This is a genomic window from Stappia indica, assembly GCF_001696535.1.
Taxonomy (GTDB): Bacteria; Pseudomonadota; Alphaproteobacteria; order Rhizobiales; family Stappiaceae; genus Stappia; species Stappia indica.
Map to the genome: position 1 here is coordinate 751,523 of NZ_MBQE01000001.1, position 14,963 is coordinate 766,485.

Annotated in this window: 13 protein-coding genes; 3 read left to right on the top strand and 10 right to left on the bottom strand. The window is 66.8% G+C overall.

From position 1 onward, the window contains the following. Positions 1–76 precede the first annotated feature (76 nt). The 3 genes from clpA to BBX35_RS03480 all read right to left on the bottom strand — a co-directional run bounded on the left by clpA (position 77) and on the right by BBX35_RS03480 (position 3,780). The gene (clpA, locus tag BBX35_RS03470; RefSeq protein ID WP_067216046.1) at positions 77–2,503 is read right to left on the bottom strand and encodes an ATP-dependent Clp protease ATP-binding subunit ClpA; all 2,427 of its coding nucleotides are present in this window, start codon (positions 2,501–2,503) and stop codon (positions 77–79) included. Positions 2,504–2,512: 9 nt separating this feature from the next. After that, on the bottom strand, positions 2,513–2,842 hold the full coding sequence (gene clpS, locus BBX35_RS03475) for an ATP-dependent Clp protease adapter ClpS (protein ID WP_067216049.1): 330 nt from the start codon (positions 2,840–2,842) through the stop codon (positions 2,513–2,515). 608 nt (positions 2,843–3,450) lie between these two features. After that, positions 3,451–3,780 carry a phasin family protein gene (locus BBX35_RS03480; protein WP_171900691.1) on the bottom strand — a complete coding sequence of 110 codons (330 nt, stop codon included), beginning with the start codon at positions 3,778–3,780 and terminating at the stop codon, positions 3,451–3,453. Between the two features lie 674 nt (positions 3,781–4,454). On the opposite strand from BBX35_RS03480, the gene BBX35_RS03485 reads away from it, so the two are divergent. Beyond that, the gene (locus BBX35_RS03485) at positions 4,455–6,005 is read left to right on the top strand and encodes a serine hydrolase (RefSeq protein ID WP_208979753.1); all 1,551 of its coding nucleotides are present in this window, start codon (positions 4,455–4,457) and stop codon (positions 6,003–6,005) included. Positions 6,006–6,052: 47 nt separating this feature from the next. Here BBX35_RS03485 and BBX35_RS03490 read toward each other — a convergent pair whose 3' ends face one another. Beyond that, entirely contained in the window at positions 6,053–6,763 is a 711-nt protein-coding gene (locus tag BBX35_RS03490) for a DnaJ domain-containing protein (RefSeq protein ID WP_067216056.1), read from the bottom strand. Between the two features lie 106 nt (positions 6,764–6,869). Continuing rightward, positions 6,870–7,595: a vWA domain-containing protein gene (locus tag BBX35_RS03495; RefSeq protein WP_067216059.1), complete on the bottom strand. Its 726-nt coding sequence runs from the start codon at positions 7,593–7,595 to the stop codon at positions 6,870–6,872. Positions 7,596–7,765: 170 nt separating this feature from the next. Here BBX35_RS03495 and panC point away from each other — a divergent pair, with 170 nt between their 5' ends. Continuing rightward, positions 7,766–8,632: a pantoate--beta-alanine ligase gene (gene panC / locus BBX35_RS03500; RefSeq protein WP_067216061.1), complete on the top strand. Its 867-nt coding sequence runs from the start codon at positions 7,766–7,768 to the stop codon at positions 8,630–8,632. Between the two features lie 30 nt (positions 8,633–8,662). On the opposite strand, the gene BBX35_RS03505 is transcribed toward panC, so the two are convergent. The 5 genes from BBX35_RS03505 to BBX35_RS03525 form a co-directional block, all read right to left on the bottom strand. Then, positions 8,663–9,097, bottom strand: a complete 435-nt coding sequence (locus BBX35_RS03505) for a DUF1489 family protein (RefSeq protein WP_067216064.1) — start codon at positions 9,095–9,097, stop codon at positions 8,663–8,665. Positions 9,098–9,229: 132 nt separating this feature from the next. Further along, positions 9,230–9,757, bottom strand: a complete 528-nt coding sequence (locus tag BBX35_RS03510) for a c-type cytochrome (RefSeq protein ID WP_067216067.1) — start codon at positions 9,755–9,757, stop codon at positions 9,230–9,232. A 121-nt stretch (positions 9,758–9,878) separates the two neighbouring features. Next, positions 9,879–11,804, bottom strand: coding sequence for an acetyl/propionyl/methylcrotonyl-CoA carboxylase subunit alpha (locus BBX35_RS03515; protein ID WP_067216069.1), 1,926 nt, complete (start codon positions 11,802–11,804; stop codon positions 9,879–9,881). Between the two features lie 63 nt (positions 11,805–11,867). Beyond that, positions 11,868–13,475, bottom strand: coding sequence for a carboxyl transferase domain-containing protein (locus BBX35_RS03520; RefSeq protein WP_067216071.1), 1,608 nt, complete (start codon positions 13,473–13,475; stop codon positions 11,868–11,870). A 149-nt stretch (positions 13,476–13,624) separates the two neighbouring features. Next, positions 13,625–14,272 carry a glutathione S-transferase family protein gene (locus tag BBX35_RS03525; RefSeq protein ID WP_067216075.1) on the bottom strand — a complete coding sequence of 216 codons (648 nt, stop codon included), beginning with the start codon at positions 14,270–14,272 and terminating at the stop codon, positions 13,625–13,627. A gap of 104 nt (positions 14,273–14,376) precedes the next feature. Here BBX35_RS03525 and BBX35_RS03530 point away from each other — a divergent pair, with 104 nt between their 5' ends. Further along, on the top strand, positions 14,377–14,961 hold the full coding sequence (locus tag BBX35_RS03530; protein ID WP_067216077.1) for a hypothetical protein: 585 nt from the start codon (positions 14,377–14,379) through the stop codon (positions 14,959–14,961). The last annotated feature ends 2 nt before the right edge of the window (positions 14,962–14,963 follow it).

The window sequence follows — 14,963 nt, forward strand, 5'->3', positions numbered from 1 at the left end:
CCGAAATGCAAAACGGCGCCGCAGGGGCGCCGTTCCGCGAGGCCGCTCGAACGAGCGGCGATGATCGTGCGATCCGTCAGTCGGCCAGCGGCACCTTCGGAACGAGGCTCTTCTTGGCCGAACCACCCTTCTTCGGCGGCGCGGCGGCCTCGGCCTTCTTGGCGGCGGGCTTGCGGCGACGCTTCGGACGCGCAGCCTTGGGCTTTTCCGCCTTTGGCTTGACCGGCGTATCCTCGACCGTTTCCAGCAGCAGGCCGGCGGCATCTTCCGACACCGAGACCTTGACCGTGCCGCCCTTCTTGAGCTTGCCGAACAGCACCTCGTCGGCCAGCGGCCGCTTGATGTGCTCCTGGATCACGCGGGCGAGCGGGCGGGCGCCCATGCGCTCGTCGTAACCCTTGTCGGCCAGCCAGGCGATGGCGTTCTCGGTCAGCTCGAAGGTCACGCCGCGGTCGGCCAGCTGGGCCTCGAGCTGCATGACGAACTTCTCGACGATACGGTGCACGACCTCGGTCGGCAGGCTGCCGAAGGCGATGACCGCGTCGAGACGGTTGCGGAACTCCGGCGTGAACAGGCGGTTGATCGCCTCCTGGTCCTCGCCTTCGCGCTTGACCCGGTTGAAGCCGATCGGCGGCTTGGCCATGTCGGACGCGCCCGCATTGGTCGTCATGATCAGGATGACGTTGCGGAAGTCGACCTGCTTGCCGTTGTGATCGGTCAGCCGGCCGTGGTCCATCACCTGCAGCAGGATGTTGAACAGGTCCGGATGCGCCTTCTCGATCTCGTCGAGCAGCAGCACGCAATGCGGATGCTGGTCGACGCCGTCGGTCAGCAGACCGCCCTGGTCGAAGCCGACATAGCCCGGAGGCGCACCGATCAGCCGCGAGACCGTGTGCCGCTCCATGTACTCGGACATGTCGAAGCGCAGCAGCTCGACGCCAAGCGAAGAAGCGAGCTGACGGGCAACCTCGGTCTTGCCGACGCCGGTCGGGCCGGAGAACAGGTAGTTGCCGATCGGCTTGTCCGGCTCGCGCAGGCCCGCACGGGCGAGCTTGATGGCGCTCGCCAGCGTCTCGATGGCCTCGTTCTGGCCGTAGACCATGCGCTTCAGCGTGGCGTTCAGGTTCGACAGCACCTCCTCGTCGGACTTGGAAACCGACTTCGGCGGGATGCGCGCCATCGAGGCGACCGTGGTCTCGATCTCCTTGACGCCGATGGTCTTGCGACGACGCGCCTCGGGAACGAGCTTCTGCGAGGCGCCAGACTCGTCGATCACGTCGATGGCCTTGTCCGGCAGCTTGCGGTCGTTGATATAGCGGGCCGACAGCTCGACCGCCGTCTTGATCGCCTCGTTGGTGTAGCGGACCTTGTGGAAGGTCTCGAAATAGGGCTTCAGGCCCTTGAGGATCTCCACCGTGTCCGAGATGGTCGGCTCGTTGACGTCGATCTTCTGGAACCGGCGCAGCAGGGCGCGGTCCTTCTCGAAGAACTGGCGATACTCCTTGTAGGTGGTCGAACCGACGCAGCGGATCGACCCGGAGGCAAGCGCCGGCTTGAGCAGATTCGATGCATCCATCGCCCCGCCCGACGTGGCGCCGGCGCCGATCACCGTGTGGATCTCGTCGATGAACATCACGGCGCCTGGATATTCCTCGATCTCCTTGACCACCTGCTTGAGACGCTCCTCGAAGTCGCCGCGATAGCGGGTGCCGGCGAGCAGCGCGCCCATGTCGAGCGAGAAGATCGTGGCGTCCATCAGGACGTCCGGCACGTCGCCGTCGACGATGCGCTTGGCAAGGCCTTCCGCGATGGCGGTCTTGCCGACGCCCGGGTCGCCGACGAAGAGCGGGTTGTTCTTCGAGCGGCGGCACAGGATCTGGATGGTGCGCGAGATTTCGGCATCGCGGCCGATCAACGGATCGATGCGGCCGGACTTGGCCTTCTCGTTGAGGTTCACGCAGTAGGCCTCAAGCGCATCCGTCTTCTGCTTAGGCTTTTCCACGCCCTCCTCCGTCGCAGCTTCCTCGTCGGCGCCGCGAACGGGACGTGCTTCGGACATGCCGGCGCGCTTGGCAATGCCATGGGAGATGTAGTTGACCGCGTCGTAGCGGGTCATGTCCTGTTCCTGCAGGAAGTAGGCCGCGTGGCTTTCCCGCTCGGCGAAGATCGCGACGAGCACGTTGGCGCCCGTCACCTCTTCCCGGCCCGACGACTGGACATGGATCACGGCGCGCTGGATGACGCGCTGGAATCCGGCCGTCGGCTTTGAATCGTCATCGCCGTCGATGACGAGGTTCTCGAGTTCGGTGTCGATATATTCCACGAGATTGCGCTTGAGCACGTCGAGATCGACATTGCAGGCGCGCATGACGGCGGCCGCGTCCTGATCATCGATCAGCGCGAGGAGCAGGTGCTCCAAGGTCGCGTATTCCTGCTGTCGCTCGTTCGCGAACGAGAGCGCCTGGTGCAGGGCCTTTTCGAGGCTTCGGGAGAATGACGGCACGGGCGACCCCTATTTCTTTTCCATCACGCACTGCAGAGGATGCTGGTGTTTGCGGGCAAAGTCCATGACCTGAGTGACCTTGGTCTCTGCCACCTCGTAGGTGAAAACACCGCATTCCCCGACGCCGTGGTGATGGACGTGCAACATGATGCGCGTGGCTTCCTCGCGGTTCTTCTGGAAGAACCGCTCCACCACGTGCACGACGAATTCCATCGGCGTGTAGTCGTCGTTCAGCAACAGAACGCGATACAGGTTGGGCCGTTTGGCGACGGTCCGCGTCTTGGTGACGAGCTCGCTGCCCGTGTCGTCACCGTTGCCGCGCTGAGGTCCGTTGGTCATTGCTTCTCCATCGTCCTCTCCGGCGCCTTGTCCGGCAACGGGTTCCCGTCCATGAGCGGCCCGGAACCCCGTGTTGTTCTTGCGGTCACGCAATGCGCCTTTCTCGCTTCCAAACCCTGCCGCGGCGGGCCCGCGGGCTCAGCCCGCCCCGGAAACCTGGCGAAAGACCGGCGTTGTCGCCGGCCGGACACTGGCTTCCGGTCGCCGGTCTTGCCAGCATGGGCGGAGTCGGAGCGTGTGTCCTGTCCGCCGTTGCGGCAAGCCGGAATAGGCAGCGTCCTGCATCCCGTTTCGGGAAATCCGTGCCGCGACCGCGACGCGAACGGTCTTGCCCCAGTTAGCCGGCCCCTTGCGGCAGCCGCATGGGCAATCGTGCCCGCGCGCTTCGTTAATGTATGGCATCCTGCGCCAAGCTCAATGGCACGCTTGCGCATTCGCGAAAGGGTCATGCGGAATTGTCGGCGGGCAGAAGATGAGGCGCTGCGCAAAACGGCGCGCTTGTGCGGTTGGCGCGGGACGGTGCGCAAAAACGAAAAAGACCCGCAGGTTTTGCCTGCGGGTCAAAAGTGCGGCGGCGAACCGCCGGGTCGTCTTGGGAGACGTAAAGCTTACTTGGCAGCCTTGGAGAAGGCGCTCTCGTACGGCTTGTACGCGTCCTTGGCCAGGTCGCTGTACATCTCGCCGATCTTGGTGACCTCGCCGACGAAGCCCTCGTAGGCGGTCTTCACGTACTCGCTCTGGGCCTCGAAGGCCTTGTCGAGCGACTTCGCGGACACCAGCTTCTCGACGGCGGCGGTGCCGGTCTCGAAGGACTTCTTCTGGTAGTCGGCAACTTCCGAGGCGATCGCCTGGAAGCCCTTGGTCATGGCGCCGAAGCTCTGCATCATGACGTCCATGTTGTCCTTGCCGAGCTTCTGCATGTCGTCGAAATTGTTGATCATTGGTGACCTCTGAGCGTTTGTCGTACAGACCTTGCGGCCTTGTGAATTGCCCCGGTGTTCCGGTCCGGTCCGGCCTTGCCGGTTCCGGCACGCGATGTGCCCGAATGTCCGGACGCCCGCGAAAAATCCTGAAGGACCTTCCCCTGGCACGCCTCAGCGTCGAGCCTTGCGATAACAGCCTCAGATATATGCATTGCACAAATTTTGTCAAGAGTTCTTTCGCACTGCAACATAGCCGGCGCAGGAAGGTTTTCCTCGGTTTTGCCTGTGGGTTTTGCCCCCTGCCCCGGCCAAGTCACGGGTATTCCTGGCCTTTTCCACCGCACTTGCACACGGGCCGCGTATTGGGCACGGTTTCGCCCATCCGCAGGCGCCTCCGGTAACGGCGCATTAACTGCCTTTTGCGAGTCTCGGCAGCATCGGAGCCGACGACAAGTCGGCCAAAAATCTCGAAATCCGGTTTCGCGTCACGGTCTCGTTTGGACATTCGTAACCGTATTTCGGGCATGATGAGGCAAGACGCGGGGCATCCGGCCGGGGCTGGCGGGGATCCGGATCGCACCGCAAACGAAACACCTGGACCCGAGTGGGGTGTAATTGTGCTGAGTAAAGGTGTGCGGCGCGTCGGACGCGCCTTTGCAATGGGGACCCGGGGAGCGCTTCTGGCCGCAATGGCTTTGGCCCTCACCGCGATGCTTTCCGCTCCCGCCTTCGCCAATTCGAAATATTCGGGGATCGTCGTCGACGTGAAGTCGGGGCGGACCCTGTACAGCTACAAGGCCGACACGGCCCGCTATCCGGCTTCGCTGACCAAGATCATGACGCTCTACGTCCTGTTCGAGGAGCTTGAGGCCGGTCGCATGTCGCTGCAGACGCCGCTGAAGGTGTCGAAGCACGCGGCGAGCCGTCCGCCGTCCAAGCTCGGCCTGAAGCCGGGCAGCACGATCGCGGTCAAGGACGCCATCATGGCGCTGGTCACCAAGTCGGCGAACGACGTCGCCGTCGTGGTCGCCGAGAATGTCGGCGGTTCCGTGCCGGCCTTCGCGCAGCGCATGACCCGCACCGCCCGCCAGATCGGCATGAAGCGCACCACGTTCCACAACCCGTCGGGCCTGCCGGACAACCGGCAGAAGACGACGGCGCGCGATATGGCCCTGCTCGGCCGCGCGATCCAGGAGCGTTTCCCGAAGTATTACAAGTACTTCAACACCCGCGTTTACACCTACAAGGGCCGTCGCTACGGCAACCACAACCGCCTGCTCGGCCGGGTGAAGGGTGTCGACGGCATCAAGACCGGCTACATCCGCGCCTCCGGCTTCAACCTGGTCACGAGCGTCAACACCGGCGGCCGTCACATCGTCGCCGTGGTGATGGGCGGGCGCACCGGCGCCTCGCGCAATGCCCAGATGAAGAAGCTGATCTCGCAGTACCTGCCGAAGGCGACCCGCGGCAATCGCACCGCGCCGATGCTGGTGGCCCGCGCAGAGACCCCGGCGAGCACGCCGAAGGTCACGCCGAAGCCGCTGGCCTATGCCGAACTGCGCAACGTCCCCGTCCCCGGCCTGAAGCCGCAGGAACAGCTGATGCGCGTCGCAGCCCTCGCCCAGCCGACCACCGCCATTCCGGTGGCCGCGCCGGCCGCACCGGTGGCCGTGGCCGCCGCCCGCGGCACCGAGAGCGCCTCCGACATCGTCACCGGCTCCATCGCACCGGTGCCGCAGAAGCCCGACCTGAAGGCCATCCTGCGCCGCAAGGCACTGCAGGTCGCCGCTGCCGACCTCGCCCCGCAGCCCGTCGCGCCCCCGCGCTCGCCGGGCGTTCGCTCGGTGCGCACCCAGACCATCCGCGTTGCCGCGCTCGGCGACGAGGTGGTGGCCGCCGCCCTGCCCGATCCGGAGCCGGCGACCCCCGACCTGCCGGATGCACCGGCCAACGCCTCGGTCACGGTCGCAGCCAACAACGCCGCCGACCCGATGCCGGGCTGGCAGGTGCAGATCGCCGCTGCCGAAAGCGAACACGCGGCCGTCAGCATGCTGAAGAAGGCGCAGGGCGCACTCGGCTCCAAGCTGCGCGGCTACGACCCCTACACCGAGCCGGTCGATTCCGGCGGTGCCACCCTGTACCGCGCCCGCTTCGTCGGGTTCGAGACCAAGACCGCGGCGTGGAACGCCTGCCGCGACCTGAAGCAGAAGAGGTTCAACTGCTACGCCGTGTATCAGTAGGACGTCAGCCCATCACCCAGATCAACTTGTCACGCGTACTGGTGAGTTCAATGACGATCGAGAAGCAGGTCCTTCGCCTCGTTGAGTTTGGCGGCGAGAAATCCGCTCCCCCCCTGGTCGGGATGGACGCGTTTCATAAGACGGCGATGCGCCGCCCGGATTTCCGCCTCGCCGGCGCCGGGAGAAAGCCCCAGAATCTCGTAGGCCTCCTGCTCGGTCATGGCGCCCGTGCCCGGCGGGCTTCCATGCCCCGCTGCGGCATCCGCCTCGAAGTCTACACGCCAGCCGGGCTCCCGGCGGTCGAGATAAGCCTCAAATAACGCGCGGCTGTCCGGATCTCCGGACAGCTCGCGGTAAAGGGCCGCCAGCTCTTCGCGTGACAGGCTGTCGAGGGGTCTCCCCTCGAAGCTGCCGACCAGAACCTCGCCCGCCATGGCACCGCTGTCGTGGTCGAGACGCATCTCCAGGAAAGCGGAGCGCACCGTCGAGGTCGCTCCGCTTTCGCCGTTCTGGCCCTCGCCCGCCGGCCGGAACCCGCGGGCGCGCCGCAGGCCCAGCAGCGTCAGCCCGAAGCCGCCGGCCAGCATCGCCAGATCGATGCGCCGGAAGAACAGCATCGCCGCCGCCACGGCGAGAAGGACAACGCCGCCCGCCGTCTTCGTCTGGCGCGCCAGGTCCGACGGGTTCGCCCGTGTCGTGTAATGCGCCAACGTCAGCAGCAGGGCCAGAAGCCCTATGCCGAGCAGGAAAAATCCCATGCCTGTCCCCGTCTTTCGGAATCTCTAACGTGCCGGCAGCATAAGGCTTGTGCTGCGTCTTGAACGAACGCCGGTGCGCCGCACCCGGTTGCAACCGGATACGGCGTCAGCCGAGATGCTGAAGCAGCCGCTTCGCCCCGCCGTCACCGCTGCGCGTCAGCCGCTCCAGCCCCTCGCGCCCGGCCGCGGCATAGACCGCCGCCGCCTTCAGCAGATCGGCGAGCTCGCGCGCCGACGACCCGTCGAGACGGAAATAGGCGCCCCGCGTCAACCGGGCGATCTCGCGAAAGGCGGTCTCGGCATGGGCATCCGCCCCTTCCTGGAAGATGAAGGCCGGCACGCCGAGCAGGCCGAGCTCCCCTGCCCTGGCGCAGAGCGCGTCGACATCCTCCTCCACGCAGTCGCCGATATAGACCAGCGCCTGCACCTTGCGCCGGCGGGTCTCGTCGATGGCATGGCGCAGCACCTTGCGGATCTGGGTCTGGCCGCCGCGGCAGTCGATGCGGGTCATCAGCCGGGCCAGCGCTTCGCCGTCGTCCACCCACTTCGACGCGGCGCACTCGCCGAAGCCGCGGAAATAGACGAGCTGCATGGCAAGCCGGCCGACATTGCCGGCTGCAGTGAACATCTCCCCCTGGATCGTGCAGGCCCGGTCCCAGGTCGGCTGGCGGCTCATGGTCGCGTCGAGCGCGAAGACCAGCCGCCCGGCTGTCGCGAGATTCCGCGTCGCCTGCGCCGCGCCGAGAAAGGCGGAGATCTCGCTCCTGGCCGAGGTCGCCGGCGCCGTGCCCGCGCTCGTCCCTGTGGGGGCGCGGCTGCGCGTCGTCTCCATCCTGCGGTCGTCGTCCACCGTCCCTCCTCGCCGTGTTATCTGCTTTGCAGTCAGTCGAAACTGATATGGCGCCCATTGCGGAAAAATCCAAACTGCGACCGCAAAAGGCGGTAAACACCGTACCCGGCACCGACGGGAACGGTGTCGCAGACGGGAGGCTACCGCAAGACATGACCAGGCCGAGGGTTCACGAGACCGTTGCAGACCTGCGCGCGAGCATCGCCGCCGCACGCGCCGCCGGACACCGCATCGCGCTGGTGCCGACCATGGGCGCCCTGCACGAGGGCCATCTGTCGCTGGTGCGCGCCGCGCGCGAGCAAGCCGAGCACATCATCGTCTCGATCTTCGTCAATCCCGCGCAGTTCGCCCCGACGGAGGATTTCGATGCCTATCCCCGCGACAACGAAGCCGACATCCGCATGTTGGAAGAGCTGTCGGTGGAGGGCGTGTTCCTGCCCTCCGTCGCCGAGATGTACCCGCAAGGCTTCGCCACCGGCATGACCGTCGGCGGGCCGTCCGCCGGGCTGGAGAGCCTCACCCGTCCCCACTTCTTCAACGGCATGGCCATCGTCGTCGCCAAGCTGCTGCTCGCCGCCCTGCCCGACATCGCGATGTTCGGCGAGAAGGACTACCAGCAGCTCGCGGTGGTGCGCCGCTTCGTTGCCGATCTCGGCATCCCCACCACTATCGTCGGCGCCCCGACCGTGCGCGAGGCGGACGGGCTCGCCATGTCCTCGCGCAACCGCTATCTCGATGCCGACGCCCGTCGCACCGCGGCACTGGTGCCGCAGGTCCTGAGGCAGGCGATCGCGCGCATCGAGGCCGGCGAGCCGGTGGCAGCGGTCCTGGCGGACGGCACCGCGCAGCTTACGCAAGGCGGCTTTGCGGTCGACTATCTGGAGCTGTGCGATGCCTCAACGCTGGCGCCGGTAGGTCCCGGCAGCCTCGACGCCCGCCTGCTGGTTGCGGCAAAGCTCGGCAAGACCCGGCTGATCGACAACATGGCCGTCACCCGCCCGGCCTCCGGCTGGGCCTGAACGACAGCCCGGCCCCACGCAAGGCGCGGATCAGATCAGGCAGAGTTCGGCGAGTTCCCGGCGCATCGCCTCGGGAATGTCGCCGCCGCCGGCCATCTTGCGGAGATCTGCCGGTGCGTCGTCCGGCTTGAGATAGCGCCAGCCCTGGAACGGGCGGCGCGGCTGCGGCCGCGTCGGGTGCAGCACCGGCTCCAGCACCAGCTGGCAGCGCTTGACGCCTGCCGCATCGGTGAAGGGGCGAATGTCGACGAGGTGCTGGCGCGCCTGGATCGAGCCCTTGATCACCCAATAGAGCGAACCGCCGTCGAGCAGCTCGTCGCGCCGGGTCGGGATCATCCTGGTGGTGTGATACTGCTCGGCCGGCTCGCCGCTCGCACGCTTCTCCTCCAGGCGGAAATCGATCCAGGCCTGAAGATCCTCGATGGCGTCGACGCCGACGCAGAGCTTGAGAAGATGAAGCGGCATGATCCCCTGTTATAGGGCTCCACGCGCGCCGGCAAACCCGCAAGTCCTCCGCCCTGCCCGCTATGCACAGGCGAGACGGGAGAAAGGTCGCACGAGAACCCCGCGCGACCTGGCCGTGGTACCCGCCGTTCCTTACGGCGCGCCGGCGACGACCGCGCCGGGCGGCACGAGCCGCATCACGAACGTGTTCGACGTCTCGCCCGGACCGAAGGGACCCGGCACCTTGCGCTCCGTCGCAGGAAGCGAACGCAGATAGGCGATGATCGCCGCCATGTCCTCCTCGCTCATCGAGGCGAAAGAGCGCCACGGCATGCTGGGCGCCAGGGTGCGCCCGTCCGGCCGCACGCCGGTGCGCATCACCGTATCGATCTCGGCATCCGACCAGGCGCCGAGGCCGGTCGCCTTGTCCGGCGTCAGGTTGGGCCCGGCAAAGGCTCCCATGCCCGGAATTTCGAACGCCACTTCCGAGCCGGACAGGCGGTGCGCCATGTCCGGCTTGCCGAGAAAGTATCCCGGCGTGTGGCAGTCGTTGCAGCCCATCATTTCCGTCAGATAACGGCCACGCTCCGTCTGGTCGTCCGGCCCGGCGGCCTGGGCCTGAGCGGACGCGACCGCCAGAGCGGCAATCAGAATACCATTTGCAAATCCAAAGAACCGCATGGCTCCCTCCGTAAATGCGACCTCACGGGCCGCGGCGGGATCCATGCGCCTTCCTGCGGGCGAACTCTGTGACGGCCGTCACCTGACGCTGGGTATTCCGGAGAAATACGGCGAAATCGGCCTAGTCCTCGTCCGCCAGCGCCACCACCGGCGCGCCCTGGTCAACCTGCGCGCCTTCCGTGACGAAGACCGTCTCGACAGTGCCGTCGCGCGGCGCGGTGATGGCATGCTCCATCTTCATCGCCTCGACCACGGCCAGCCGCGCGCCCTTTTCCACCCGGTCGCCGGGCGCCACATCGACGGCAATCACCTTGCCATGCATCGGCGCCTTGACGGCGGATGCGCCGTCCGCGTCCTCGGCGACACGGGCGAGATGATCGACGAGGGTCACGCGCACGGCACGTCCCGCCTCCACCGCGTAGGTGCCGCGGTCGCTGCGCACCACACGGCCCGCGCCGGACGCAGCGCCCCCGGCGACCGAGGCGGTGCCGCCCTGCCACTCGATGGCGACCTCGCGCGGCTCGCCGTCCACCTCGACCCGCACCCCGGTCTGCCGGCGGCCGGTGAGCTCGAACGCATTCGTCGCCGCGAAGGGATCCTGCCAGCCGGAGGTCTCGGCGGCGGCTTCCGGCAGTACCAGGGCGGCGACGGCCGCGGCGATGGTCTCCTCGCCGACCTCGCCGGCGGTCAGCCGGGCAAGGTCACGGTCGATCAGCCCGGTATCGAAGCCGCCGCGGCGCACGTCCTCATGGGCGACCAGCGCGGCCAGGAAGGCGAGATTGTTCTTTGGGCCGGCGATCAGCGAGCGGTCGAACTGCGCGGCAAGCCGGTCCAGCGCCGTCTGCCGGTCGGGGCCGTAGGCGATCAGCTTGGCGATCATCGGGTCGTAGAAGGCCGAGATTTCCGCGCCCGTCTCGACGCCGGTATCGATGCGAACGCCTTCGCTTTCCGGCAATTCCAGCAGGTCGAGCCGGCCGGTGGAGGGCAGAAATCCCGTGTCCGGGTCCTCCGCGTAGAGCCGGACCTCGACCGCGTGGCCGCTGATGGCGATCTCGTCCTGCGACAGCGGCATCCCCTCTCCCGAGGCGACGCGGAACTGCCACTCGACCAGATCCTGGCCGGTAATCATCTCCGTAACCGGGTGCTCGACCTGGAGGCGGGTGTTCATCTCCATGAACCAGAACCCGTCCGGACGCAGGGTCCCCGAGCCGTCGGCGATGAACTCGATGGTTCCCGCGCCCGCATAGTTGACGGCCTTGGCCGCCGCGACCGCGGCCGCGCCCATGGCGGCGCGCGTCTCTTCGGTCATGCCGGGAGCCGGCGCCTCCTCCAGCACCTTCTGGTGACGGCGCTGCGCCGAGCAGTCGCGCTCGAACAGGTGCACGGCATTGCCCTTGCCGTCGCCAAAGACCTGGATCTCGATATGGCGCGGGTTGAGGACAAATTTCTCGATCAGCACACGGGCATCGCCGAAGGCGGACTTCGCCTCGCGCTGCGCGGAGGCGAGCGCGGCCTCGAACTCGATCGCCTTGTCCACGCGGCGCATGCCCTTGCCGCCGCCGCCGGCCACCGCCTTGATCAGAACCGGATAGCCGATCTCATAGGCCTTTTGCTTCAGGAATTCCGCTTCCTGCCGCTCGCCGTGATAGCCCGGCACCACCGGCACCCCGGCCTTTTCCATCAGGGCCTTGGCCCCGTCCTTGAGGCCCATCGCGCGGATCGCGGACGCCGAAGGCCCGACGAAGACGATGCCTGCCGCCGCGCAAGCCTCTGCAAAGGCAGCGTTTTCCGACAGGAAGCCGTAGCCGGGATGGATCGAGGCCGCGCCTGTCGCCCTGGCCGCCTCCAGGATGCGCTCGCCCACCAGATAGCTCTCCGAGCTCGGCGAGGGGCCGATGGCGACCGCCTCGTCCGCCATGCGCACATGCAGCGCGTCGCGGTCGGCCTCGGAATAGACGGCGATGGTGCGCAGGCCGAGACGGCGCGCGGTCTTGATGATGCGGCAGGCGATTTCCCCGCGATTGGCAATCAGCACCGAGTCCAGCATGGGGTGGGTCCTCGTTGAAATGGGCAAGGCGAGCAGGGCGGCATATGCGCCCCGCGACGGGGATTACATGCGGAAGACGCCGAAGCGGGTCTCCGGCACCGGCGCGTTGAGCGTCGACGAGAAGGCGAGGCCCAGCACGGTGCGGGTCTCCTCCGGCAGGATGATGCCGTCGTCCCACATGCGCGCCGTGGCATAGTAGGGATGGCCTTCCGCCTCGTATTTCTCGCGGATCGGCGCCTTGAAGGCCGCCTCTTCCTCCGTGCTCCAGCTGCCGCCGTCGGCCTCGATGTTGTCGCGCCGGACGGTGGCCAGAACGCTGGCCGCCTGCTCGCCGCCCATCACGGATATCCTCGCGTTCGGCCACATGAACAGGTAGCGCGGCGCATAGGCGCGCCCGCACATGCCGTAGTTGCCCGCGCCATAGGAACCGCCAACGATTACAGTGACCTTGGGCACCTTGGCGCAGGCGACAGCCGTGACCAGTTTCGCCCCGTCCTTGGCAATCCCGCCCGCTTCATATTCACGCCCCACCATGAAGCCTGTAATATTCTGCAGGAACAGCAGCGGAATGCGGCGCTGGCAGCACAGCTCGACGAAATGCGCGCCCTTCACGGCCGATTCCGAGAACAGGATGCCGTTGTTGGCGATGATGCCGACGGGGATACCGTGGATGCGGGCAAAGCCGGTCACCAGCGTGGTGCCGTAATTCGCCTTGAACTCGTCGAGCTCCGAGCCGTCGACGATGCGGGCGATGACCTCGCGGATGTCGTATTGCTTCTTGAGGTCGACCGGCACGACCGCATCGAGATCGCGCGGATCGACCGCCGGCGCGCGCACCGGAGCGAGCGCCAGGTCCGGCGCCTTGGTGCTGTTGAGATTGGCGACGATGCGGCGGGCCTGCGCCAGCGCCTGGTCGTCGTCGACCGCATAGTGATCGGCGACGCCGGAAACGCGGGTATGGACCTCGGCACCGCCCAGATCCTCGGCCGAAACCTCCTCGCCCGTCGCCGCCTTGACCAGCGGCGGACCGGCCAGGAAAATCGTCCCCTGCTGCCGTACGATGATGGTTTCGTCGGACATTGCAGGCACATAGGCACCGCCCGCAGTGCACGAGCCCATCACCACCGCGATCTGCGGGATGCCCATGGAAGACATGTTGGCCTGGTTGAAGAAGATCCGGCCGAAATGATCGCGGTCCGGGAAGACCTCGGTCTGGTTCGGCAGGTTGGCGCCGCCGGAATCGACCAGGTAGATGCAGGGCAGCCGGTTCTCCATGGCGATTTCCTGCGCCCGCAGATGCTTGCGCACGGTCATCGGATAGTAGGTGCCGCCCTTAATGGTGGCGTCGTTGCACACGATCATGCAATCGCGGCCCGACACCCGGCCGATGCCGGTGATAAGTCCGGCGCCGTGGATGGCGTCGTCATAGAGACCATGGGCCGCAAGCGCGCCGATTTCCAGGAACGGGCTGCCGGGATCGAGCAAACGGGCGACGCGCTCGCGCGGGAGTAGCTTCCCGCGCGACAGGTGCCGCTGGCGCGCCCGCTCGGGTCCGCCGAGCGCGGCGGTGCGGCGCTTGTCGAGAAGGTCGGCGCGAAGTCCGGCCCAGGCGGCGCGGTTGGCCTCCACCTCCGGCCCGTGGGTCGTGGAATTGCTGCGCAGGATCGCCACCTGGTCGTCCCCCCGGTTGCTGTCGGGATGAGGCGACGGGCGCCCCTCCCGAGCTTTTCGGTTTCATGCTGCGACGGACAGTGAATGACGCTTACGTTTTAGTCAATACCATCCATATTCTATCAATAATTCAGAAACTTGCTTCTATTTCAATCGACCTCGTCCGCATCGACGACCCATGTTTCGGTCGCCGCGCCCTCGCGCCACTCCACCAGGATGGGATGCGCCATGACCGCCTCCGCATAGGCGCGCTCGACCTCGCCCATCGGCAGAAGGTAGGTCAGGAAGCGGGTGACGACGGGCGCGAAGAAACAGTCAGCGGCGGAAAAGGCGCCGAACAGGAAATTCCCCTCACCCGCATGGGCGGCGCGGCACTCGCGCCAGATCTCGCACACCCGCGCGATGTCCTTCGTTGCATCCGGCAGGCGCGGATGCGGCGAGGGCGTGCGTCGCAGGTTCATCGGGTAATGCCCGCGAAGGTCGGGAAAGCCGGAGTGGAACTCCGCGCAGATCGAGCGCGCACGGGCCCGCGCGGCCCGGTCCTGCGGCCACATCCGCCCCGCGGGGGCAAGCTCGGCAAGATACTCGATGATGGCGAGGGAATCCCATACCGCCAGATCGCCGTCGACCAGCACCGGCACCCGCGCCGCCGGAGACACCTCCCTGACGCGACTGGCGAATTCCGGCGTATCGAGCGGCACCAGCACCTCCTCGAAGTCGAGACCCGAGAGCCGCGCGGCAGCCCAGGCGCGAAGCGACCAGGAGGAATAGGTCTTGTTGCCGATCACCAGTCTCATGCGCATTCTCCCCTGCAGGCGGCAATAACGCCGGTATCACGCAACCCTTCGTAAATGTGGCAGGGATAGAATGATCCCCTCAATCCCCGCTCCCGCAAGGTCCGATGATCCCGTTCCCGTTGCAAGCCTCCAGACTGGCGCTCGCCGCGAGCCTGGCTCTCCTGTCCGTCATGGCCGGGACGGCTATCCCCGCAAGGGCGGACGGCCAGGCCTACCGGTTGGCCAACACGGCGATCGTCAGCGGAACCGAGGCGCATCTGGAGGTCCAGCCGGGAGAGCTCGACCAGCGCATCGTGTATATCGAACGCCGCGAGGGCGGCGAAGAGCTGCTGCTGAACATCGGTACTCCGTTGAAACTATGGAGAATTCCCGACGGGCTGGCGCGGATCACCTGGCCCCATAGCGAGGGGATGTCGCTGTCGCGCGAAGACGCCATCGCCCTCTCCGGCCGCAAGAGCGCCGCGGATGTGCCCACCTGGGGCGCAGATGTCAGCTGGCCGGAAATCGGACCGGTGATGCTTATCCTCTTCGAGGCCGGGCCGGAAAGCTATGGCGGGTTGCTGTCGAGTGCACCCGCCGGCATCGGCGTCCTGCGGCAGATGATGTTCCAGACGGTCGACCCGCGAGCACGCCCGCGCAGCAGCCATGCCCGCCAGGCGCCTCTCGGCGTCGAAACGCTACCCGACTGACA